27 protein-coding genes and 1 CRISPR repeat array are annotated in these 20,936 nt (G+C 43.5%); of the genes, 2 read left to right on the top strand and 25 right to left on the bottom strand.

Annotated elements, in window-relative coordinates:
• Position 1 precedes the first annotated feature (1 nt).
• The 23 genes from DWY79_RS00305 to DWY79_RS00215 all read right to left on the bottom strand — a co-directional run bounded on the left by DWY79_RS00305 (position 2) and on the right by DWY79_RS00215 (position 17,398).
• On the bottom strand, positions 2–3,598 hold the full coding sequence (locus DWY79_RS00305) for a phage tail tape measure protein (RefSeq protein ID WP_022192794.1): 3,597 nt from the start codon (positions 3,596–3,598) through the stop codon (positions 2–4).
• 3 nt (positions 3,599–3,601) lie between these two features.
• Positions 3,602–4,171 (bottom strand): hypothetical protein, encoded by a 570-nt coding sequence (locus tag DWY79_RS00300; RefSeq protein WP_229055233.1) that lies wholly within the window; start codon positions 4,169–4,171, stop codon positions 3,602–3,604.
• 10 nt (positions 4,172–4,181) lie between these two features.
• A complete protein-coding gene (locus DWY79_RS00295; protein ID WP_199705174.1) occupies positions 4,182–4,679 on the bottom strand; it encodes a hypothetical protein in 498 nt (165 codons plus the stop codon).
• A 220-nt stretch (positions 4,680–4,899) separates the two neighbouring features.
• The gene (locus DWY79_RS23260) at positions 4,900–5,031 is read right to left on the bottom strand and encodes a hypothetical protein (RefSeq protein ID WP_255419875.1); all 132 of its coding nucleotides are present in this window, start codon (positions 5,029–5,031) and stop codon (positions 4,900–4,902) included.
• Positions 5,028–5,273 (bottom strand): hypothetical protein, encoded by a 246-nt coding sequence (locus DWY79_RS00290; protein ID WP_009018495.1) that lies wholly within the window; start codon positions 5,271–5,273, stop codon positions 5,028–5,030. The genes DWY79_RS23260 and DWY79_RS00290 overlap by 4 nt, the downstream gene beginning before the upstream one ends.
• A complete protein-coding gene (locus DWY79_RS00285) occupies positions 5,266–5,520 on the bottom strand; it encodes a hypothetical protein (RefSeq protein ID WP_122368661.1) in 255 nt (84 codons plus the stop codon). The genes DWY79_RS00290 and DWY79_RS00285 overlap by 8 nt, the downstream gene beginning before the upstream one ends.
• 241 nt (positions 5,521–5,761) lie before the next feature.
• On the bottom strand, positions 5,762–6,160 hold the full coding sequence (locus DWY79_RS00280; RefSeq protein WP_122368660.1) for a hypothetical protein: 399 nt from the start codon (positions 6,158–6,160) through the stop codon (positions 5,762–5,764).
• Between the two features lie 63 nt (positions 6,161–6,223).
• On the bottom strand, positions 6,224–6,694 hold the full coding sequence (locus DWY79_RS00275; protein WP_147423670.1) for a hypothetical protein: 471 nt from the start codon (positions 6,692–6,694) through the stop codon (positions 6,224–6,226).
• Positions 6,695–6,808: 114 nt separating this feature from the next.
• A CRISPR array of direct repeats spans positions 6,809–7,228; the repeat unit is 26 nt; unit sequence CCTTTCAAACTAAAGGTTAATACAAC.
• A 2-nt stretch (positions 7,229–7,230) separates the two neighbouring features.
• Positions 7,231–10,242 carry a type VI-B CRISPR-associated RNA-guided ribonuclease Cas13b gene (gene cas13b / locus DWY79_RS00270; protein ID WP_122368658.1) on the bottom strand — a complete coding sequence of 1,004 codons (3,012 nt, stop codon included), beginning with the start codon at positions 10,240–10,242 and terminating at the stop codon, positions 7,231–7,233.
• 11 nt (positions 10,243–10,253) lie between these two features.
• Positions 10,254–10,667, bottom strand: coding sequence for a DUF5053 domain-containing protein (locus DWY79_RS00265; protein ID WP_087345601.1), 414 nt, complete (start codon positions 10,665–10,667; stop codon positions 10,254–10,256).
• Between the two features lie 72 nt (positions 10,668–10,739).
• Positions 10,740–10,913 (bottom strand): hypothetical protein, encoded by a 174-nt coding sequence (locus DWY79_RS22645; protein WP_009018485.1) that lies wholly within the window; start codon positions 10,911–10,913, stop codon positions 10,740–10,742.
• Between the two features lie 182 nt (positions 10,914–11,095).
• On the bottom strand, positions 11,096–11,896 hold the full coding sequence (locus DWY79_RS00260) for a hypothetical protein (protein ID WP_122103714.1): 801 nt from the start codon (positions 11,894–11,896) through the stop codon (positions 11,096–11,098).
• Positions 11,893–12,828 (bottom strand): DUF6712 family protein, encoded by a 936-nt coding sequence (locus tag DWY79_RS00255; protein WP_122368657.1) that lies wholly within the window; start codon positions 12,826–12,828, stop codon positions 11,893–11,895. The genes DWY79_RS00260 and DWY79_RS00255 overlap by 4 nt, the downstream gene beginning before the upstream one ends.
• Positions 12,829–12,830: 2 nt before the next feature.
• Positions 12,831–14,252 (bottom strand): hypothetical protein, encoded by a 1,422-nt coding sequence (locus DWY79_RS00250; RefSeq protein WP_048928086.1) that lies wholly within the window; start codon positions 14,250–14,252, stop codon positions 12,831–12,833.
• The gene (locus DWY79_RS00245; protein WP_048928087.1) at positions 14,252–14,530 is read right to left on the bottom strand and encodes a hypothetical protein; all 279 of its coding nucleotides are present in this window, start codon (positions 14,528–14,530) and stop codon (positions 14,252–14,254) included. Before DWY79_RS00245 ends, DWY79_RS00250 begins: the two co-directional genes overlap by 1 nt.
• Positions 14,505–15,023 (bottom strand): hypothetical protein, encoded by a 519-nt coding sequence (locus tag DWY79_RS00240; RefSeq protein ID WP_122145332.1) that lies wholly within the window; start codon positions 15,021–15,023, stop codon positions 14,505–14,507. The genes DWY79_RS00245 and DWY79_RS00240 overlap by 26 nt, the downstream gene beginning before the upstream one ends.
• 42 nt (positions 15,024–15,065) lie before the next feature.
• The gene (locus DWY79_RS00235) at positions 15,066–15,479 is read right to left on the bottom strand and encodes a hypothetical protein (RefSeq protein ID WP_122103717.1); all 414 of its coding nucleotides are present in this window, start codon (positions 15,477–15,479) and stop codon (positions 15,066–15,068) included.
• Complete coding sequence (locus DWY79_RS00230; protein ID WP_122145331.1) at positions 15,436–15,978, bottom strand: phage holin family protein; 543 nt, start codon at positions 15,976–15,978, stop codon at positions 15,436–15,438. The genes DWY79_RS00235 and DWY79_RS00230 overlap by 44 nt, the downstream gene beginning before the upstream one ends.
• A 98-nt stretch (positions 15,979–16,076) precedes the next feature.
• Positions 16,077–16,208 (bottom strand): hypothetical protein, encoded by a 132-nt coding sequence (locus DWY79_RS23255; protein WP_255352140.1) that lies wholly within the window; start codon positions 16,206–16,208, stop codon positions 16,077–16,079.
• Complete coding sequence (locus tag DWY79_RS00225; protein WP_048928091.1) at positions 16,205–16,405, bottom strand: hypothetical protein; 201 nt, start codon at positions 16,403–16,405, stop codon at positions 16,205–16,207. Before DWY79_RS00225 ends, DWY79_RS23255 begins: the two co-directional genes overlap by 4 nt.
• Positions 16,402–16,575 carry a hypothetical protein gene (locus DWY79_RS22520; protein ID WP_154396219.1) on the bottom strand — a complete coding sequence of 58 codons (174 nt, stop codon included), beginning with the start codon at positions 16,573–16,575 and terminating at the stop codon, positions 16,402–16,404. Before DWY79_RS22520 ends, DWY79_RS00225 begins: the two co-directional genes overlap by 4 nt.
• Positions 16,572–16,835: a hypothetical protein gene (locus tag DWY79_RS00220; RefSeq protein WP_048928092.1), complete on the bottom strand. Its 264-nt coding sequence runs from the start codon at positions 16,833–16,835 to the stop codon at positions 16,572–16,574. The genes DWY79_RS22520 and DWY79_RS00220 overlap by 4 nt, the downstream gene beginning before the upstream one ends.
• A 401-nt stretch (positions 16,836–17,236) precedes the next feature.
• The gene (locus DWY79_RS00215) at positions 17,237–17,398 is read right to left on the bottom strand and encodes a hypothetical protein (protein ID WP_227713729.1); all 162 of its coding nucleotides are present in this window, start codon (positions 17,396–17,398) and stop codon (positions 17,237–17,239) included.
• Positions 17,399–17,637: 239 nt separating this feature from the next.
• Between DWY79_RS00215 and DWY79_RS00210 the strand changes: the two genes are divergently transcribed.
• Positions 17,638–18,075, top strand: a complete 438-nt coding sequence (locus tag DWY79_RS00210; RefSeq protein ID WP_022192455.1) for an HU family DNA-binding protein — start codon at positions 17,638–17,640, stop codon at positions 18,073–18,075.
• Positions 18,076–18,189: 114 nt separating this feature from the next.
• Positions 18,190–18,414: a DUF4248 domain-containing protein gene (locus DWY79_RS00205; RefSeq protein ID WP_122368655.1), complete on the top strand. Its 225-nt coding sequence runs from the start codon at positions 18,190–18,192 to the stop codon at positions 18,412–18,414.
• Between the two features lie 227 nt (positions 18,415–18,641).
• On the opposite strand, the gene DWY79_RS00200 is transcribed toward DWY79_RS00205, so the two are convergent.
• Both DWY79_RS00200 and DWY79_RS00195 read right to left on the bottom strand, forming a co-directional pair.
• Positions 18,642–20,339 (bottom strand): hypothetical protein, encoded by a 1,698-nt coding sequence (locus DWY79_RS00200; protein ID WP_233563919.1) that lies wholly within the window; start codon positions 20,337–20,339, stop codon positions 18,642–18,644.
• Positions 20,323–20,928, bottom strand: a complete 606-nt coding sequence (locus DWY79_RS00195; RefSeq protein ID WP_048928121.1) for a hypothetical protein — start codon at positions 20,926–20,928, stop codon at positions 20,323–20,325. The genes DWY79_RS00200 and DWY79_RS00195 overlap by 17 nt, the downstream gene beginning before the upstream one ends.
• Between the last annotated feature and the right edge of the window lie 8 nt (positions 20,929–20,936).

Below are 20,936 nucleotides of genomic sequence, written 5' to 3'. Positions count from 1 at the left end.
CTTATTTGCCTCCTATCTTTTTGGATTTGTCCAATGTCTTCTGGGCGGCCTCGATATCGCTATAAACGATATAGGCCCTCATGCCTTTTGCTCTTAGTTCGGAAAATAGCATAAGTAGCTGTGTGAGTACTTTGAGTAATTCCGGATTATTACTTGAAACCATTACATTTTCTTCATCCGAGCGTCCATTGTATCCACCGTTGGCGAATCCGTTGACGGGAAGAGGATTTGTGCTTGTTCTTTGTCTTCGGATGGCATCCAAGGCTAGGATATGGTTCATGGAAACCGGATCTTGTAATTGCCATGCCGGTGTAACGTATTCTTCTCGATGTACGGGACCAGCCACTTCAAGTATACCACCGTTGCCGGTGAATCCTCCGTTGTACCAACCGGTGGAGTCTGATACAACCCGTTGTCCGGTTTGCGGCGTAGTGCTGTCATTAAGACCTGCATTTGCGGTAGATGTACTAGGTTTCTTGATAAGACCTTTCAAGGCACCGAAAGCGACGTTAATAAGTGCGATTTCACCTGCTGCTTTTGCCAATCCTAGAAAACCTAAGCTACCTATATCTTTAATGGTTCTTTCAGCGATAGCCATTACTGCAATCTGTCTTAATGTATCTAAGGTAAGAAGAAGAATATTATGCATAGCATCAGCAAATGTCGTTTCGGTATCTGTTAAAGCTTGACCTAATATCATTCCTGCTTCACTACCAAAATCTTTCATTATGTTGAATTGCTTTTTTTTCTTTTCTTCCTCTTCTTCTCTAGCCTTCTCTTTTTCGTCCATTTCCTTTTTAACGAATCCTTGTAACAACTCATTCAATTTGTCATAGTGTTCTTTTGTCTGTTTTTCCTTCTTTTTGTTGATGTCTTTTTCTTTTTGGAGATTTTCCAGATAGGCTTGATACCCTTTGTCTAATAATTTGATCTTATAATCTAGTATTAATTGCTCTATTTTCTTTCTTTCGTCACTGCCTATTTTATAGATAGCTAATTGTTTATTTAATTTTTCGAGTTCTAAAGCTTGAAGTTTTGTTTGATAATCATCATATAATCTTAGGCCCTCGGTATAATCTTGTGTCAATTTTAGTTTCTTGGTTGCGATATAACGATCAACCTCTTTCAGCTTTGCGTCTGTGATTTTTTTCTCTTGCTCCACTGACAGTCCCGGGGTTATATCCGTTTTTTTTATTTTAGGGGCAATAACTTCTACTTCTGGCAACTCGTTTGCAGGTTTTTTAGGCAGAAGAGGAGAGTATTTCTGAGATATCTTATCGAGGTTGGATGCTAATTGGTAAGTTTGTGTCATATAGCTCTGTAAACTTCCCCAGAAATCCTTATCGACCTTACCTCTGGCACCATAGTAGTAGTCAATGTAAGAGATGACATCATCATACGTTTTTGTCCATGAGCGTCCGTTCTTTATCCCTTCATCTGTTATACGTTTTACGTCTCGAAGCATAGCGTCGGTAACGAATTGCCCCAGATTTGATTTTTCCCTCATTTGATCCATCAAATCGATTTGTTTATTTAAGGCGGTGGTCGTTACATCCTCCTTCTCTTTCTGCATGGTTTTTAAAACTATGTTTTCATGCAACTTTTCATTAACTATTTCTAAAGCTTTTGCGATATCCTCGGTTGTACTTTGTTCTGTTAGTTGGTTTTCAAGATATTTTCCATATCGAGAATTGATCTCATCGATTAATTCTTTTCGTTGCTTTGTTCCGGCGTTGCTTCGTTGGAGAGCGTCAAATAGGGTATAAGCTTCTGCCCGTTCTGTGGAGATTTCCTTGTTCATCTCTTTTAAAGCCCGGGCACTTTTTGTTGAATTATCCCATATTTTGTAAATGCCTACAGCTAAAGCCGTAATTGCCACACCTGCCGCAATAATGGGATTGAGACCCAGAGTCACTAAGAAACTGCGCATAGCCATAGTCGCAGCTTTGATATTTCTAGCCTTGAGAGCTGATGCTGCCGCTAATGCATATTCTGCGGCTATGGAAGAACGGGTCGCAACTAAATGAGCTTTTTCTATAATTGTAGCTTTTAGAGTAGCTCCATTTGACGCAATCTTCCAGTAAGTGTTTAGCTTGATAGCGGCTGTATACAAAGTTAATGTCGATATTAAGGTAATAACCAGCCCTGTATTTTTACTGATCCAATCAGCCATCAGAACTAGTTTTTTAGTCCAGTTCACGGTTTGATTCATTACGCTGATAATGGATGGATTGATCTTCTCCATTAACTCAATGCCAAGATCGTTAAGTTTGTTTTTTGCTTGTTGCATTTTAGCCGTGGCGGATTGGCTTTTTATCGTGGCCTGCTCTAAAGCGACGGATGTGCCGGTTATGGCTTTCGTATAATATTCTACCTTATCCGCTTCATTGATAAGGACAGAGGCAACATTGTAACCTTCTTCCCCGAACATTTTTTTGATAGCGGTAGCGTCCATTTGTTTTTTGCGGAGATTTTCCAGAGCCGTACTTAGCCCGACTATTTTGGGGTTAGTCTCGTCAGCTCCTGTTTGCAGGGTAAGGAAAAACTTTTTGAGTCCGGTACCGGCGATCTCGTCCTTGATACCTTTCTCTCCCAGAGTCTCTATGGTTCCAACCAGTTGTTCGATCGGGATCTTTGCGGAAGCGGCTGCGACACCACTTGTCTTTATAGCCTTGGTTTGGCTCTCTACGGCTGCCGCACCGAATTTACTTCCGGCGGCAAGTACATTTACATATCGAGCGGCTTGATCAGCTCCATCCCCATATTGGTTTAATGCCAAGGTGACGGCATCTACCGCATCTGTAAGTTTCATGCCACTGGCAGAGGCGAGGATGAGCGTTTGCTCCGTCACTTCTGCTAAAGCCTCTTTATTTGCTAGCAATTCGGGTTTAGCGGAACCTACTAATTTATAAGCTTCCAGTATCTCATCAGCGGATTGGCGTATGCGGATACCTTCTTCGGTAACTGTAGTGGAAAGACGTTTTGCTTGATCTGTAAGCCACTCTATACTTTCATCATCTAGGCCTGTAAGAGCTTTTACATCGGCCTTGCTTTCTTCCAGTTTATTGCGGGCTTCACGGAATTTGTTGAAAGTAAGAGTAATACCCGTAATGGCTGCCACTGCGGTACCAATGATTCCCATATATTTATTTACGAAATCTGTGGCACGTCCCCAGACCGAGGCTTGGCAACCGATCTCTACACGCATCTCTTGTTGGGCTAGTGCGGTTTCTTTGGAGATGCGTTTCAGCATTTCTAACTTAGTGTTATATTCAGCGGTACCACGAGTTACTTTTTTCAGCTCCGTTGAAATTTTATTCTTTGTCTTTATTAAGTCATTATAAGTAGCTCCACTTAGGTTCTTCAATACTCTTTCCGTATCAGCGACCTCTTGCTTATACTTTTGCATCTTCTGGGTTTGGGCAGTCAACTCACGTTCTATTTTCTTTGCCGCCTTACTATTGCCTTCTCCGGCCGTCCGGAGATCAAGTAGCTTTTTCTCCAGTTCCCCGATTTTCGTCTCTAACTCCGATGCGCTAGTCATTGCGTCGGAGTTATCCAAGTATATCTTGATGCTCCTGTTTAAATCTCCTGCCATATCCTAATCTTTATCTATGAAAATTCGTGATGCGTCGATTTGCATATCGGCGGCGTAGTCCGCTACGATGTCTGCCAGTTTGGGAAGATTCTTTTCGATGATGGGATCGAACCAACGGATCGGGTGGCGGTTGCCGGTTCCCATCAGGTAGAAAGAATCCGGGTTGGTCTTTTTCAGCTTCCCGTATTTGTCCGTCCATTTAGAGCCGCCCCGGAAACCACCTTGGCCCCGTCCGGCTCCCTTATGGATATAGATACCTTCACGGGCGAAACTGAATCCCACTCGTTCGGTCTCTCCTTTACTTTTGTAAATTCTGGGTTCTAGGGAGTCCGATAGGAACTCATCTTTCTGGACAAGCAAGGCGATATTCCCTTTTAAGTCTTGGATCACGTAACCCATCCATTCCTTTACCTCAGAATTGAATTGTCTCAATTTCTCCTTATCCTGCCTACGTTCATACCGGGCGATCCGGCTGGTTGACTCTAGCGAGATCTCGAAGGGTAATCCTTCCCTCGCTCCGATTAGGGAGTTCCTGCGTTTAGGTGTGCGCATCTGCTCGCTCAATCTTTTCATGACTCCCATATCATACCCACATTGATTTGTCGATAGAGAAGGGGATAGGCTTTCTTAGATTGAAGCCTAACATCACCCCATAGAAATTATCTCCCATGGGACCAATGCCCCGAAAGGTCATGCTGTTTAGCTCTAGGAACTGAAGCCCGTTACGTTCCTCGTTCCAGTCGAGCATCATCCGGCAGACGATCTGCATGAGAAGATCCTTGCATTCCGCTTTCGCAAAGTGAATCCCGTCGATATCCCCGGCCTCGCATTGCTTTAATAGGGCGATAAAATATTGTGGGACATTTACGAGGTTATCATTGTTAAGCCAAGAAAAATCCGAGTTAAGCCCATCGATGGCGACTAATACATGATCCCGGATAGAGGAGATACGTTCTTCCAGATCGGAGATTTCCTCTACCTCGTCACTACGGAGGAAATGACATTCCCCGTCCGTATGACCGATAGCGGCTAGATGCCTAGCGATCCATTCCGAATACTCAAAGTGATTGTATATGTCCATAACATCCAATTTATAGACACAAAAAAAGCCCCCCGAAGGGAGCTTTTAAAGGACATATCTTTAAACTAAGGATAGTAAAAAGAAAAGGAAAAAGAAGATCAGTACAGTAGCTATAACCTTTGCCGTTGTATTTCCACTGCGTTTAGCCTCATTAATCGAGGCCCCGATCAGCATGACAAAACCTAATATGATAACGAACGTCAACATATCGCAAATATAATCATTCCTCTGGGAGTAACAAACGTAACAGCTCTTCCAATCTCATGGCGGCACGCATTCGTTCTTCTTTACTATATTGTCCGTTTACATCGGTTACGATGTCGAGTAGGCGCAGGGCTTCTTGGAGTTTCATTTCGGTTCCTCCTTTCCTTCAAACAAACATAATCTTTTTTTCAGAAAACTTAGAGCCGCGATAAGCGACAATGATTCTTTTTCAGAAAGTACACCCGGGGCATCATGCTCGCATGCAATGAAAGTGATAGCGCTGTCAATGGCCTTAACATCTTCTTCTAACCCACCTTTATCATTTTCCTGCCAATATCTGATCGCATCCAGCATCAGGTTTGATATACATATATCTTCCAGTCTAATCATTTTGGCCTCCTTTCTTCGCTGAGTTATAAACGAACCAAGCTACGATGACCAGTGGAAAGAACACTGGAGACAGCATAACCAATAAAGCTACCGTGTACATTTTAGCCTCGTAAATGGATTTGCAGGAGGCGATACCAAGAGGTAAGAGGTTGTAGAACTTTTGGACGGTTGTCCATGTGAAAGGATTGGATACCTTTACGCTTGTAGCCACCTCGGGCTGCAAGGTAATTGAATTTTTCTTTGTCATAATGTAACGCATTTAATAAATTAATATACGAGAAGGGAACAAAAAAGTTCCGCTTTCCCGTTGCGTTACACCTTGACAAGGCAGTGGGCGCATTAACGCTCCACACGGGGGTCGGAACTATATTTTTAACCGTAGGCATAAAAAATGCCCGCAGCAATAAATGGCGAGGCTTTGTCGCCTTGTCAAAATGTAACGCATTGCAAATATGGTGAAAGTTTTTGAGATGGCAATAGCTTTTGCTTCAAAACTTCGATTCGCTTGTTTTTTCGGTTCTTTCTATTGCTAGCCTTTTTATTTCTTCATATAACTCCTCTGAAAGCTTTTCCTTTGCAACTGCTTTGAAATTACGCAGATTTTGGATATGATCTCCTAAACCATTCTTATTCCTTAATTTCTTAATGCGAGCATTTAACAATTCAAGAAAGGCTATATTATAGTTTCTTGCGTCAGATGTCCTAATAAGAATTGATTTGTTTTCTTCCGAATTAAGAGTTTGATATTCTTTTCTTGCAACCTCCAAACGAACTTTCAGTTCATTGATTTTATTTTGAAGCGTGCGTTTCCAATCTAAAAGAATTTGCAAATCCTTTTGATTTTCCACATCATCTGAGGTTATATTTAAAACCTTATTTACAATCATAAGTTTGACTAGTTTTTACGTTAACATTACTGCAATTAAGGAAAAGTTTTTGATGAATCCAAATTATTTCCGGATAGCCATGCCAGTGACAATGATAGCATCTGGTTCAATAACAATTCCTGTTTTTAAATCTCTTATTGCGGGCAGATAAGTGACCTTGATATTAATGATACCATTTGCTCCTATTTCCATTGCTTTATTACATAAGACATTAATAGCATCATCAGAAAAAGCTTGTTTGTATTTTCCGTATTTGACTTTATGCTTATCATAGGTCTCCCCATAAATATCATCTTTCATTCCTTTGCGAACGCTCTCTCCTATAATCTCATAACCACTTTGAACTTTTGCGGATACACTACCAATAGCTTTATATTCAAAATTGACAGAATTGGCTTCTGTCATAAAAAATCCTTTGTTTGTATATTCTGAATAATCTAATACCACTGCGCTTTGTTGGTATGGAGATTTAGGAATAATACTACAGCCTGTTATGGCTGCGACGAAAATGAGAGATAATAATGTTTTCTTCATATCGTGTGAATTTAAATGTTAACAATGCTGCAAGTAAGTAAAGTTTATTTGAAATACAAAGGTTTTTCTTGATTATTTAAGTTGATAAGAGTATATATCTTAAAATGTTGTTTTTGCCTTTCAAACTAAAGGTTAATACAACATTTGGCATAGTATCAGTATTTGTTGTAATGTTGTTTTTGCCTTTCAAACTAAAGGTTAATACAACTCCTACCTTTACCGGTGGGACGTTAGAGAGGTTGTTTTTGCCTTTCAAACTAAAGGTTAATACAACTAACCTAATTTGATGGTTGTATTCTGTTTGGTTGTTTTTGCCTTTCAAACTAAAGGTTAATACAACGCGTAATTATTCAGGAGGGGTAAATATGAGTTGTTTCTACCTTTCAAACTAAAGGTTAATACAACTTCCGAGGTCAAGGTAACGACTAAAACGGGGTTGTTTCTACCTTTCAAACTAAAGGTTAATACAACTGATTGCGAAATTCAGGTTAAAAGATTGTTGTTTCTACCTTTCAACCAAAGAGCATAAAATGTTTTTATGCTGATGAGTCATTCGAAAGGTCTTCTAATTTTATATTTTCTATCTTCATTTTAAATTCTGCTATAATCTTTTTTGCATAGACGAAATCGTCAGAAATCTCTTTGATACATTCAGCTTCGTATTTATCATGTAAGAACATATTCCGAGTTTTAATGAGAAAAGAACTATCTATCTTTTGTTTAGTTCGTTTCTCATATTCTGTAATTAGCTCATTAAAATCATAATAATTTCCGGGAGTAGCCTTCTTTAAATCTGGGAACATCGATACCATAGCGATTTCGAAAGAATGAATGATAGGTATGATTTGTATCTGGGCTTCTTCGAAATCTAGGCATTCTCTTTTATAATTTTCATAAGGTTGAATCTTTACGCTAGAAGATATACTATTGTTTCTTTTGACTTTACTTAATACTTTATTCAAAGAGCTGATTCTTGTATCATGATGTATATAAAATAACTTTCCGTAGTCTTTTATCTTGATATCTTCTCCTTGTATTTTTAAAGGGTTGAGATCGATCAAGTAAGAAACTCTCTCATTTAAAATACCTTTGACGTTTTCTAGTTTGTATTTGTTAATTCTGTTGTATAAATCAGAAGGAAGATATTCCTTGGTCATCATAAATAAAAGAATATCTTGTATTTGGTAGAGTCTGATTATAGACTCGTTATCGCATATTTCGTTATAATTCTTACGATAAAGTCTATCTTCTTTCTCTAATAGCTTATTAGCTTCTGCAACAGGAATCTTGGATGGCCTTAGTTCTTCCATTTTCTTGATCCTTTGCTCTAAGGATAAATAGCTTTTGGATTTACCCTTATTCGGTGATAACTTATCGAATAAACGATAATTACGGGGTTGTGCATAGAATTCTTGAGATTGATCTTCGAAATAAGTTCTAAAATAGTTCTGGATCAAGTATGAGACATTCAATGCCGGACTTTTTTCTCGGGTAGGAGATTCTATTAATTGCTTCAATTTGGATTTTTTCAAACAATTAATGATCGCTTCATTAAATAGACCACGAGGTAGGAATATGGCCTCTTCCTTATCTTGAGGCTTATTAGGCTCACGTTGTAAGTCCCGAAGAGGGTGGCACTGGATATTTAGTTTCCCTTGGAGGATTTTCTTTTGTATTCGTGAAAAATATACTTTCCGCTCCTTAAGGTAAGCGATGTAAAACTCTATTAAAGAGGTATAATTCGTACCTATTTGAGCTAAAAAAGGATGCGGATTTGAAGAATTGATCAATCCTGCTCGTGTGAAGATTTCCGTTAAGTCATTTCTTCTTATCCCGAAATATGCTAAAGAAACTTGTATGGCTTGGAAATTAGGCTCTGTGACTTTATCCCTTCCATTGTTTTTTGAAGGCTGTAGCCATAGCATGTCTCTAACCAACGTTTCCGCTATTCGGCCTGCTTTTAATATTTCATGTTGCCTTTTACCAAAAGCGGATTTCTGAGATTTGATACGTTCTACCTCATTGAGTTTACTATCTGTCCAAAAGATCGCTTTCATGACCCGGCGTAACATTAGCTCGGATCTCTCTTCCGGATGCTTTTGTTTGGTACTTTTATGGATAGATCGTTCAATAATATCTTTTACGGATAGGGGACAGTGTGATTTATGTATATTATTATTCCGTAAATAAGTATAGAATAACATGGCCGGCAATTCGTATTTACTCAACCAGAAATCGGCGATAGGCATTTTAGCACCCTTCTCATCGATGGTAGGGTAGGTATCTTTCCCTTCTGGTAATACCTTAATACCGATATTATTACCATTAACGATATAATGGGGCGTAGATTGAACCAGATAAGGCTCAAAAGAATTGATATCCGGTATACTATCCGTACTTATATCTATGGATTTTACGTTTAATGCCTCCGATAGTTTCTTTGCGGAGATATCTTGGATGTTTTTACAAAAGCCTGCGAGTTGGAAATTAATGTATCTATCCTTTGTCTCTCTATCGACTCTTGTTTTTTGATATCCATTGTGAAAGTAATTTCCGAGATATGTGTAGAAGCCAATTTCTTTAAAATCAGCTTGTTTGTCTAAAAAGTGCAGGGCAAAAGCCTCAAAGCGACTGCGGAACCGTATTCTGGATCTATCCGGAAGGCCGTAAGGATCTTCGGCATCCGTTGGTTGTAATGTCTCGTTATACATTTCCCGGTATTTAGGCTCAAGGGTTTGATACAGTTCTATTGGTATCCTAGATAGTTCATTCAGTATATCTAAAGCCCGGTCTTGTTTCGTGTCTTTCGTAGTGCGTAAACGTTCTACAGGAGGTTTGGTGGAAAGAGCCGTGAAAACCTCAAGGGTAAGCCTATATTGTAACGAGTCTCCCCGTTTGAATCCGGATAACTTTTTCAAGAATAGATAACTGTACTTCCTTTCAAGGAACATCGAGATGAAGAAAGCATACCCTTTTTCGCTCAGATCGTTATTGTTTACTAATGTGTAATAGAAATGATCATCTTCCGTTTTTAGAACAACCCGCCCTTTTTTGCGAGTGTATCTACGAAGATGCTCTATCTCTTTCTCCTCGGCTTGGAAACGCTCCTTGATAATGTTTATGGCACTATCGTAGATGCAGTTCAGTGATGAAGGGATATCATACCCACCGGGATAAATACAGATGGGATCATGATAATAATGGGTGTAATAGTTCCTGACGTCATTAAGCAAAGAGGCAAAAGCTGTAATGATGGTTTTATATTCTATACAAAGTTTATCCGATTGCCTTTCACCTTTTTTAGGCGTCTTCATTTCAATGATCGGTTTTATCCATGGTAAATATCCTTCAACGACCTGTTCTAGGTTGTTTTGTGGATTTTGATCGAAGATTGAGTCGATGAGTGTTATTACATGCTTGATATCCCAACTGCTTAATTGCTTTTGGGTGTCCAACTTTTTAGCGATAAAATTAAGTGTTTTTATTAGTCCATCTATCGCTAGGTTTGCATATGCGGCAAAGATATGTTTGTTTTCTATGGCTCCCATAATAAAATGATCTATACCAAGTTCAATTTAGTAATCCGGCGACTGATGTCTTTCAGCGCCATATCCAGAATAGCCAGTTCTTCCTGTGTGAATTTGCAAATTTTACCGTGTACGCTGTTCCCGTTTAATCGTTGGTAGAACCAAGAGGATGATTTCCCGAAATAATCTTTGGCTAGATTAGAGACGGACAGGTATGGTAAAACGGGACTCAGTCGCTCACGAATAGTTAGCTGCTCCTTGATGTCCGCGATCTCTTTATGGATGTTTTCAAAGTCATTTTGCACACCTGCGGTAAGCAGTTCGGTTTCCTTTTCATCCATGCTATCCAACAGATCGGTAATTTGTCGGTCTATGGTAGGGCGGTCATTCTCCGGGGATTTTTTCCAAAGTTCCTTTAGTTCAAAAAAACGCTTTACTTTATCCATCTTATTCTGTTTTTTGAGTTACACATGAAAGGGAAACTCCCCCTCTGGCCTGGAGGGGGAGAACCTTTCTGGTCAATAATACTTTCCAAGTTCCTTAAGTTCTTTCTCAAGTCTCTTGATCTCTTTATCAACCACCGCTTTCATGAATTTGCTTCTCGAAGTCAGTTCATGATACTTGCGGAGATAAAAAAGGAGATCTTTTTCTGCCTCTTCTATCCGGGCTTTTAGCCCATCGTCACTATGCATAGAGCTCTTGTCTTAATGACATCACAAAGATAATAAAAATATTATCAATGGCAAACGTTTGGTAATATTTTTATTATCATAGTATCTGGATTGGAGATAATAACAAAACCGCTCCACCTTCACAGGCAAAGCGGCTGTCCATTACTAATCTAAAAATCTAATACCATGAAAAACACCTATTACTACATATCTTGTTTCTTTTTCTCCTCTTTTTCGATCGCTACTTCTAGGGTATAGAGAGCGTCGTATAAAAGGGATTGTTTTACCTGTTCTTTCTTGGTCACGTCTCCGCTGGCCATCTCATCCACGATGCGTTGTTGCGTGTCGAATATATCCAAAGGGGCTTCATTCCCTCCGGAGGAGAATACCCGGGAGAACTTTGCTTGTATGAAATTCATGCTACCTAGGTAGTACCAGAACATGACTGTCTTTACGATCGGCTCTACATTCCGGAACCAAGCCGGATCACCGTCCTCACGTATGGAGAATGAGCCGTCTTTCCAGATTATGGATAGGAAGTTATCCAATGCCTCGAAGAAATCCTGTCTCATCCGCTGTTGCCAAGTCTGTAGCATGATGAACTGTCCGTAGCTGATATTGGTCAGGCCGTCTTCCGGGCCGTATAACTCGATATCTTTGTCTTTGTAGACGGGGAATGGGTTACGGGTTAAGCGGATATCCAGCTCGATCCCTTTTTCTGTCTCTTGGAATAAGAAATCAAAGATGGTGCTCAACGCCGCCAGTTGCTCGGCCGTGATCCATATACGATTTTTGGGAAGGGAAACGGCGTAACCGGTTCCATTGGCTTTCTGGTATCGCCGGATTCTCGCGGACAGGCAAAACAATAGCATCTTGACCTTGGCTTCTTGGGCCGTACTTTTCGAGTTCAAAATATTGGCGAGAAAGCAAAGCTGTTCCGTTGTCATCTCATCCCATGTGCCGGGCACGAGGTAATCGATATCTTTGATCGTTATTTTTCTCATAATACGAAAATATGTTTGTCCTTGGAATTAAAGTCGTTCTTGATAGGAGCGGGGAGGCCTAGTTCCGGGGCGTAAACTTTCATGTAATCCTCGATTACCGCTTCTAGTGACGTTACCTGCTCGGCGTAGAAATTACCGTTGTCCGTGGGATCGGAATACAGCGGATAGATCACGGGCTTAAACTCCAGCTGGCCGGCCGCCGTACGTTGTACCCGGGTGGTTTGGCTGGTATGGAGCTTGGCTACGTACATGGCGAGCCATACCCGGATATAATCAATCAGCTTGATCCGGAGCGGATCATCCACGCCGGTTCTTAAGGTGTCTTTTAAGCTCTTGTCAAGAGTGGTCCCGATCCAGCGGCATAGCTTCATCTCCAGTGTATCGAGTAGGGGACGGAACTTTTCGAAGGTCAACCGGGAATAATCGATATTCACCTTACCGTAATATTGGAACTCCCGGGCGGAATTAAGGTAGTGGCCGTTGGCTTGGTTCTTGTAATAGCGGCTTTCTTTCCATTCCGGATAGTCGTTCTCGTGGCTTCCGAGATGGTCCAGTAGCTTATCCAAGTTATTCCATCCCCGTTCCTGCATGCTCTCTTCCGATCGGGCGATCTTTTGATCGCTGGCTACGGTGAACTTATCGTTCCGGCTTACCGTATGCCCGCTGTCACCGATCAAGACCCCTAGCTCCGGACTGGCTAGCGCTACGGCCAATGGTCCCAGTGTCCGGCTGGCGAGCGTCTTGATCGTAAGGATATCTTCCGTTAACGGCTCTCGATACAGCCGATCGACCAAGGCTTCCCCGAGGTAGGGGACGATATATCGATCGAAAGCGTCTTGAAGATAAGGCTCCAATATCTCGAACTTAAATGAGGCGTTTACCTTGACGGTATGCCTCAAATCATCTATCGTTTGTAGGAATGGCTGTGTCATGATTATACTTTTTCGTTACCGATACTCTTTTCCGATCCCGTGTTCTTATCGAGTGTCGTTAGCATGATATTGGGTATCACGAACTCGATGTCTTTTCCCCATCCGTTGATCTCCCGGGCTAGGTATAGCGGGAGAACCATCATGTCCCGGAGCGGCTTGAACAGCACTTGGGCGATAATGAATAACTCCCGGGCCTCGGTACCGTTGATGTTCTTCGATTTCCCGGGCGACGCTCCTTTCAAGGACGGATGTACGCCCATCGTGTTACAGATCACGTTTGTCGCTTCCTCCGAGTCCTCGATATACTCACCGCCCTTGATAAATGATTCCAAGGGCTTGATGATGATATCGCTCTCCTCGTATTTATTGATCTGATCATACCGGAAATGGGATACGAAGCTCTTGCCGGCGTTCTCCTCTCCGGAAAGGAAGTCGTTCAGTTGTTGTAGGAAAGCGTTCTTGCGCTCGTTCCGTTTCTTCTTGTCATCCTTGGGGATACCTTCCGAGTCGTAAAGCTTGTCCCAAAATTTCATGTTGATGGAGACGTGATATTTCAAGACCATCTGGTTTTTCAGCAACGCCTTCTTGAATTTCGGGATGGCGCAACTGAACTCGTACCAATCGAGGAAGATGGACCACCAATAAGGGCGGTTGTAATAAAAACGCCCCGGTACCGGCATATTGAGGCTTAACGTATAGCCATTCTCTTCCTCGTCCTTTTTCTCTCCGGTCTCCGGATCGGGTACGAGCCCGGTACGGACCTTGAGATCGTAAAGCGGGCTTCGGCGGTCTAGCAATCTCGTTACGATCACGTCGTCCGGAAATGATTCCTCTCCCCATTGCGAGGAATAACCATGATACTCGATGCGTTTCGTCTTCTCGTCTTGCTCGCTGATCCGGGAAAAGCACATCTCCCGGTGCCAGATCTGGACTACCTTCGGTTTCTCTCCGGCCTTCCGTTTGCCAAAAGCCAGATAGACGAAAGAGTCGGAGAATACGACCAGATCGTTGGCCAGCTCGGACATTACCCGTAAGTAGTTGCTGTCCGATATGAACTGGAATATCTCCGGAGCCTCTTCCGGGGTAAGTTCCTCCAGCTCGATCTTTTGGGTCTCCGGATTCTTCACCCTCCGGCAGACCATCAACCCATCGCCGTAGGCCATGTTCGCCTTGAACTCGATATTGCTGCCTACGATGGTGTTGTCGGCGATCTTTTTCATGATCCTTACGGGCAACTTGTCTTGGTGACCGAACGGGACAAACCTGACCTCTTTCTTGACGGAAGATCCTTTGGCCGGGGTAATGACCGTGGCCGTGAATTTTTTATCCTCCAGAAAACCTACGTCCTCGGTCATGACCACCGCCGCTTTCGCTCCGGGGAGGAAAGCGGTGTCACCCATTAGAAATACGTTCTTGCGTCCCATTATGCGTATATTTTTTTACCGTTAATCCGGATGATCATGCAACGGATGAACTTCCGTGGGAACCGTTCGCCCCGAATCCGGATGTTTACCGTGCTTCCCTTGGCGTGGATCGAGCTGAAGTAGGCTACCTCATAATTCTCGATCGAGCCGGGAGAGCCATTTCCCTCCCGGCTTTCATTCAACCGCACGTACGAGAACGAGAACATCTTGTATCGTCCCCGGTCATCCTTTTGCTGCATGACAGCCCAGACATCACTTTGTTTTATCCTTTTTTCCATATCTCCATCTTAAAAAGATTACCAAGGCCAGAACCATCGTTACGCCGAGCGCCCACCACCCGAGGGCGTTCTTGCCGATATCGGAGTTGAGTTCGGTATCTCCGGATCGCTCTTCCTCATGGCTGGCTTCCGACCGGGCGAAAACGTTCTCGTTCTCCTCTTTCTTTTGGCTTTCCGCTTCTTCTTTTCGCTCGTTCTCATGTTCCTCGCCTTCGAGTGTCGTTTCCGCCTTGACCGGGTATCGGCCGTTTTCGTCCGGCTGCCGCTCAAGGTCGAATTCCCTTCGTATGATCCGGATGTTTCTCCACCGATCTCGCACGGTGTTGGAACTGGCAAGCCGTACATCCATAGAGGTATCCAAGCTCTCCAATACCTGTCGCTCTTGATCTCTGTAATGGCTATGATCAGAAGCGCTACGACGCACGGAGCAGCTAGCGCAAAGAGCCACCATTCCGGCCAAGACACACAATCTCTTATAAAGTCCATATTCCATGATTCGCTATCCAAAAGGGAGCTCGCATAAACAATACCACTCTCACATCAGTTCCCAGCCGGCCTCGATGTCTTCCATAGGGATACGCTCACCGTTCTCCATGTAGCACATGGCATCCACTAGGGCGCACATCGTTCCCTTGTCCGACAGGTCTAGCCGGCAACAGTCCGGCATTTGCATCTCCCGGCATACCCATCGTACGTAAGCCGCCGTGTCATTCTCATCGCGGGGTGCCCATCGTTCTATCAGTTCCTTTATGGAGCGTAGGTTATACGATCGCTGGTATTTTAGCAAGAGCTTCATCATGGCCCGTACCCCATGCGGTATATCCTCGAATTCCTCGAAAGCGTTGTCCTTTTTATCGGCTTTCGATACTTCTCCGGCCCAGTCGTTCCGCTCCGAGTTCCGGATATTACCGGGGTTGTTGTTTCGGATTCCCCTTGGTGTCGTTGTCATTTTTACAATCCTCCTTATCTAATTGGTTACTAATATTCTTTCCTAGCTTAGACTCGATCTCTCCTTTGAGCTGTAGTTTAAGCAGCTTTGGAAACATCATGTTCGGCCAGATAATCAATACGCTACCCAGCATGCTCCACAGCTCGCACACACAGGCTAGGGTACATCCGGCCTTGGTGATTATGGCGTTATCTTGAGTGAATATCCGTTCCGTAACGAATACCACGAGCATGAAACCGAAATAGACGATCACCTTGGCGGGGGTATCTCTTCCGCTTTGTGATAGGAAGAATTTACCTTGCTTCTTTGCCGAGAACATCCCGAATAGCAAGTCGGCCGTAATAGCCACGCCCATAGCGGCGAAAGCGTATTTCACGGGCGAGATAAAATTCAATAAGAATATCATCCCGCTTATCATCCAGCCCCAAGAATGGTTCAATACCATCTGGAGCTTAATCAAGATCCTCTCTACGATCGGGCTAAATACCTGTGATATCATCTCCAAACATTTTTCACAAAGATGCTCGTAATCATACCTTCGAAAAAGGACATGAAAAAGCCCCGCCGGGGATTTCTCCGGGCGGGGCTTGATTGATATTATTCTTCCGGCAATAGTAGCCGGAGTAGTTCTTCTAGCCGCATGGCGGCACGTATTCGTTCTTGTTTGCTGTATTGCTCGTTTACATCGGTCACGATGTCGAGTAGGCGAAGGGCTTCTTGGAGTGTCATATGGCTTTACCCCCTTTTATAATAGTGAAAATGGTCATATCTCCTATGCGAATAGGTATTCCGCACTCAGATAGCTTACCTTTTAACCAACCTATTTTTTCACAGGCGGCATCATGTTTTCTTTTTGTTTCTTTGATTTCCATTTCCAATTCAGCGATTATCCGGTGGGCTTCCTCTAATGTTTTAATAGTTCTCATTGCTCACCTCCTTTCCCGAGGAACTCCCCGATCAAGTTATATATATCCGTAAGTTGCTCTTCTGTTATATCGCTCATGCGGTACTCATTACAGTCAATGCAATAAAGAACTTCTTCTTTCTTGCCGGGGGATTTCACCCGTATTTGTTCTATGTAAGGGCTTGCTTTCATGACCGGCCTCCTTTCTTCGCTGAGCAGTACACGAACCAAGCCACTCCAATCAGCGGTAAGAACGCCGGAGACAGCATTGTTAATAAAGCTACCGTGTACATCTTTGCCTCGTGAATGGATTTACAGGGCGTGATACCAAGAGGTAACAAGTTGTAGAACTTCTGGACGGTGATCCAAGAAAAGAAACTCGTTTCGTGAGTGGACGTTGATTGTAGGGTACTATTATTCCCCGGCAAACAAATGTTTTCGTGTTTGGACATAACTAACATTGTTTGTTTGGGGCAGGAAAAACAAAAAACGGTCTCGCCTGTCCCTTTGTCCTACACCACGAAAGGCAGTTATGGCCATTAAGCCATATCAAGGGGGTACGAAACCGTTGTATTATATATACGTACTAGTATGGACACAAAAAATGCCGATACAAATATGTTAGGCGGTCACCCGCCTTTCGTGAAATAGGACATTGCAAATATGGTGAAAGTTTTTGGGATGGCAAAGAAAAAGCCGGCTTTTATTGGGCCGGCTGGGGAATATTCCAAAAAGGATTTATCACATGTTCTCTATCCATCGTTTTCCGGATGGTGTATAAGTATACGCTAATATGCCTACGGCAACAATAGCTACAACGGTGAAAAAAACAACTGCTATCTGCATATTATTATTATTTTAAGATTCTATATCCAATCATCGCAAAGGCAACCGTACCGATGAATCCCATCGCAAAAAGATAATTAGCCATACTTGGTATCTCATCCTCTATCTCCCGGTTTAGTAAAGAGGCCGCTACCCCTAGCACCAAAGCCGCAAATGTCAACTTTGCCATATCAAAAAAGAACTTAGCGGTAGTTTCCTTTCTTACTTTACTTTTTTCTAATTCATTCTTGGTTGCCATGTCGCAAATATGGTGAAAGTTTTTGGGATGGCAAAGAAAAAATCGTAATATCCTTATATAACTTTACACTGCTAGGTAATCCCTAACATCCTATAATCACCATATCCCACCTTTGCCCCCGTGATCACGACACAACTATCTATTATTCACTTCAAAACAATCAACAAACAATGGCTACAACTTACAAATTAGTGCAGCGACGGGACATGCACAAGGGAGCGACTGAAGGCGATAAGCTTTATTACGCACAAGCGAAATCTACGGGTACTAGTGATATGGAGCGTCTTTGCTCCATGATTGGCGAGCGTTCTTGCGTATCCAGCGCAGACGTGAAAGCGGTGCTGGATTCGCTTATCTACGTGATGAAGCTGGAGATGTCGGACGGCAAGATCGTACAGTTGGGTGAGTTCGGTAATTTCCGTATCACGTTCGGTAGTGAGGGGACGAAGGTGGAGAAGGATTTCAACGCCACTAAGATTCGTCGTCCTAAGTACACCTTCTCTCCGGGTAAGGCGCTTCGCTCGCAAGCGAAGGTATTGCGATTCGAGAAGGTAAGCGTGGAAAAGGGCGAAGGTGGAAATGACTCCGAGAGCCCGGACGAGATCTAGGCTAAAAGCACGCATCGTTTGAGGGAGAAGGGCGCATCGTTTTGGAAAAGAGGGTGCGTCCTTTTTTTATGAGGTTAGTATTCAGTATATTTGATAATTTATAAATAGAGAAGGATGGACAATGAGAATTTTAAGATAAGGGCTTACGGATTGCAGGAGCTAGGCATTCAATATTTCCCGAATAGCGCACCCGCTTCGGCCTCGATCCAGCTAAAGAGATGGATAAATCTAAACAAGGCGTTATTTTATGAGATTACCGAAGCCGGGTATCATTCCGGGCAACGCTTACTCACGCCACGGCAAGTACAAATCATAACAGCGCATTTAGGGCCTCCATAACAGAGGCTCTTTTTTTGTCCCCGCATATTTCGCAACGGTTTCTCATTGTTGAAATGTTAATTTGTTGATACTTAATAGTTGCGCACCTCTCAAGTAGCGTTTTTTTCTCAAAGCGTGCGAAAGTACCCCGCAGCGCCCTACAAAAAAAATGCGGGCGCAAGTTCAATTTTTCACCTTATCTGCTGCCTCCCTTAGACAGATCACGCATGAAATGCGTCTACCGATTTTTAATGAAGGAAGATGATTCCGGATTCCGCGTACGCAAGTTCGGGCATAAAGAAATTCGCGCCGACAAACAATGTGTCCCATGCGTCGGTAATGTGTGTCTTGTACTCATCCGGGTTATCGGGGCTGTCTTCTGTAGCTTCCGGCGATTTGTCTTTCTCGAATCCGTTCTTGCCTACTTTCACCGCTGTTTGCTCCATGGCGAGTTTGAGGAACTCGTTGTTGTATTTATTGAAAACAGGATAAAGGAGCGCCGGATCATGCTTTAAGGCCCGGTCTATTTGCTCGTGCCTCCAGTCGTGGCGGCTTACCTGTCCGATATAGATATCGGTGATATCCCAACCATATTCCTTGAAGATCCGGATGATGGTATCTTGATAGGACTCGGAGTTATTGCCGGTAGTCCACGTGAAGGTCTGGTCATAAAAGAAGATGATATCACGTTTGAGCTTGTATTTGTAGTATTCGCAAACCTGACGAGCCAATTCATCCAGCTTATCGGGGGTCTTGACAAAGAAGCTCTTTAGGGTACGTAATTGATGGCCTTGTACCTGTCCGATACATGCGGTATTGATTGCGGAGTTACTATCGAAACCGATTAGCAAGGGAGCGTCCATATCCAGATCCCCATCGGCTAGGCATCCGGCCAGTCGCAGCCGGTTCCAGTCCGCTCCCATGCTACCCATGTAGCGAGTATCGCCGGGGGTATAGAAATGGTAATCGTTCAAGGCCGAATAGAAGCCATTAGCGACACGGAACAGGCGTTCGTTCATGAATGCGGTACGCCATATAAGGGAGGGAACGTTGCGGTACATTTGCCAAATGTAATCCTTGCCTACGACTTCCATGTTATCGAAAATATCATACTCTCCGTAATATACCGTGTACTCCCGGGTCTTGCCACGCATAGGTTTGACAGGTGCTTGATACTTACGGGCTAACATCAAGTCATGGCGTAATTCTTTGTATTTGCGTTGGGTGTATGATGTTTGTTCCGGAAGGCGCTCGGTTAATTTCATTTCCCGGTATAGGTTCCGGATCAAGTTGATATGAACCGGATTCATGTCGTTGATCTTATCCAATATCCAACGTCCGGCTTTTAAGGTTGGCATATCCGTGGAATAGAGAACGGAATGATGCCAAGGGCATTGGTTGAAATCTTGCAAATTTCCCCGATTGGCGGGATCAACCTCGGATTTTATCTTATCGTAGTCTAGGAATTTCGCCTCCGGACCGATTACCCAATCTAAGGACATGGAGTTCGCTGACATCCCTTGACTGAAGGAGAGTACGACCAATACGGTGCCATTCCAGAAATGAATGCAATTGCCCCATGCGGTCTGAAGCGGCGGGCGTTTGGGCTTTCCGAAGTTGGCGGACAGGGGTGCCTTGCGGCCAACAAAGAAATGAATGCCCTCGATATAGCCCCATTCGGCGAGAGCGTGGATAATCGCCGGTAGCGTATTACCCCAAGCCTTGGCATAGGATGGAGAGATTAAAGCCCCGGTAGAACCCGGCATGGACCAAACATTCCGGATGATGAAGCGTGCGTCCAAACCCTCGGATTTACCGGTACCACGGCTACACACCCAATACTCGTCGTGGGCGGCGATCGCCATTCCCATGCGTTGCATCTTATTGAAAAACTTGCGTTGCGCCTCTTTCGCTTTACGGGTGAAAGGTTCAGTCATCAGTGCCATAGTCGTCTGTAATGGGTTCAATATCTACGATATCATGATCTTGCTTGAACAATGCCCGGAATGATTTCCTTTCTTCTTCAAGATTAGGGATAGGCTTGAAATCATCTCCCATTAACGTGACATCATCGGATGGCTCAAAGCAGGGTGGTTCCCAAGCGCTTCGATCAATGTCATCGTCTTCTTTATCGGAGCGGGTGTATTTACCGATCTTGTCCGCGTTGGCGGCGATACCTTTGGGGTCTTTGGCTTCCCGGGCGATGCGGATACCTTCCTTGGCGGCCTCGATCACCATGTAACGATACCAGTTCTTGCCGGCTAACTGTACATTTCCTACGAGTCTCCGGATAGCGGCCAAATCACGGTAAGCGGTGGCTTGTGATACGGGCTCACAACTACCGTCGCAACCGGCCATCAGGAAAGCGATCAGGTCTTTGTCGGCTGTCATGGGGTCTTCCAATAACTTGGAAACACATAACATCCAGCGATCTTTTTGCATAAGCTCCCGGCAGGAGAGAAGGCTTGCCGCTTCTTCATGCCCTTTGAAAAGTACCGTGGCTATCTTGTCGTATGATGTTAGTTCCTTGTTCATTCTTTCTA

The organism is Parabacteroides sp. AF27-14, assembly GCF_003635425.1.
In the GTDB taxonomy this organism is placed as follows: domain Bacteria; phylum Bacteroidota; class Bacteroidia; order Bacteroidales; family Tannerellaceae; genus Parabacteroides; species Parabacteroides distasonis.
The sequence above is the reverse complement of the archived record's forward strand: the minus strand, read 5'-3'. Positions and strand labels throughout refer to the sequence as shown.

Bases quoted from the DNA above. Each gene is read 5' to 3' on its own strand.
- DWY79_RS22520 (WP_154396219.1), bottom strand. From the start codon at position 16,575: ATGAAAGCAAGCCCTTACATAGAACAAATACGGGTGAAATCCCCCGGC.
- DWY79_RS00220 (WP_048928092.1), bottom strand. From the start codon at position 16,835: ATGTCCAAACACGAAAACATTTGTTTGCCGGGGAATAATAGTACCCTA.
- DWY79_RS00255 (WP_122368657.1), bottom strand. From the start codon at position 12,828: ATGACACAGCCATTCCTACAAACGATAGATGATTTGAGGCATACCGTC.
- DWY79_RS23255 (WP_255352140.1), bottom strand. From the start codon at position 16,208: ATGACACTCCAAGAAGCCCTTCGCCTACTCGACATCGTGACCGATGTA.
- DWY79_RS00280 (WP_122368660.1), bottom strand. From the start codon at position 6,160: ATGATTGTAAATAAGGTTTTAAATATAACCTCAGATGATGTGGAAAAT.
- DWY79_RS00235 (WP_122103717.1), bottom strand. From the start codon at position 15,479: ATGACAACGACACCAAGGGGAATCCGAAACAACAACCCCGGTAATATC.
- DWY79_RS00260 (WP_122103714.1), bottom strand. From the start codon at position 11,896: ATGAGAAAAATAACGATCAAAGATATCGATTACCTCGTGCCCGGCACA.
- DWY79_RS00200 (WP_233563919.1), bottom strand. From the start codon at position 20,339: ATGGCACTGATGACTGAACCTTTCACCCGTAAAGCGAAAGAGGCGCAA.
- DWY79_RS00230 (WP_122145331.1), bottom strand. From the start codon at position 15,978: ATGATATCACAGGTATTTAGCCCGATCGTAGAGAGGATCTTGATTAAG.
- DWY79_RS00240 (WP_122145332.1), bottom strand. From the start codon at position 15,023: ATGGAATATGGACTTTATAAGAGATTGTGTGTCTTGGCCGGAATGGTG.
- cas13b (WP_122368658.1), bottom strand. From the start codon at position 10,242: ATGGGAGCCATAGAAAACAAACATATCTTTGCCGCATATGCAAACCTA.
- DWY79_RS00300 (WP_229055233.1), bottom strand. From the start codon at position 4,171: ATGAAAAGATTGAGCGAGCAGATGCGCACACCTAAACGCAGGAACTCC.
- DWY79_RS00305 (WP_022192794.1), bottom strand. From the start codon at position 3,598: ATGGCAGGAGATTTAAACAGGAGCATCAAGATATACTTGGATAACTCC.
- DWY79_RS00245 (WP_048928087.1), bottom strand. From the start codon at position 14,530: ATGGAAAAAAGGATAAAACAAAGTGATGTCTGGGCTGTCATGCAGCAA.
- DWY79_RS00205 (WP_122368655.1), top strand. From the start codon at position 18,190: ATGGACAATGAGAATTTTAAGATAAGGGCTTACGGATTGCAGGAGCTA.
- DWY79_RS00275 (WP_147423670.1), bottom strand. From the start codon at position 6,694: ATGAAGAAAACATTATTATCTCTCATTTTCGTCGCAGCCATAACAGGC.
- DWY79_RS00195 (WP_048928121.1), bottom strand. From the start codon at position 20,928: ATGAACAAGGAACTAACATCATACGACAAGATAGCCACGGTACTTTTC.
- DWY79_RS00295 (WP_199705174.1), bottom strand. From the start codon at position 4,679: ATGGACATATACAATCACTTTGAGTATTCGGAATGGATCGCTAGGCAT.
- DWY79_RS00225 (WP_048928091.1), bottom strand. From the start codon at position 16,405: ATGAGAACTATTAAAACATTAGAGGAAGCCCACCGGATAATCGCTGAA.
- DWY79_RS23260 (WP_255419875.1), bottom strand. From the start codon at position 5,031: ATGAAACTCCAAGAAGCCCTGCGCCTACTCGACATCGTAACCGATGTA.
- DWY79_RS22645 (WP_009018485.1), bottom strand. From the start codon at position 10,913: ATGCATAGTGACGATGGGCTAAAAGCCCGGATAGAAGAGGCAGAAAAA.
- DWY79_RS00215 (WP_227713729.1), bottom strand. From the start codon at position 17,398: ATGGCAAAGTTGACATTTGCGGCTTTGGTGCTAGGGGTAGCGGCCTCT.
- DWY79_RS00290 (WP_009018495.1), bottom strand. From the start codon at position 5,273: ATGATTAGACTGGAAGATATATGTATATCAAACCTGATGCTGGATGCG.
- DWY79_RS00285 (WP_122368661.1), bottom strand. From the start codon at position 5,520: ATGACAAAGAAAAATTCAATTACCTTGCAGCCCGAGGTGGCTACAAGC.
- DWY79_RS00265 (WP_087345601.1), bottom strand. From the start codon at position 10,667: ATGGATAAAGTAAAGCGTTTTTTTGAACTAAAGGAACTTTGGAAAAAA.
- DWY79_RS00250 (WP_048928086.1), bottom strand. From the start codon at position 14,252: ATGGGACGCAAGAACGTATTTCTAATGGGTGACACCGCTTTCCTCCCC.
- DWY79_RS00210 (WP_022192455.1), top strand. From the start codon at position 17,638: ATGGCTACAACTTACAAATTAGTGCAGCGACGGGACATGCACAAGGGA.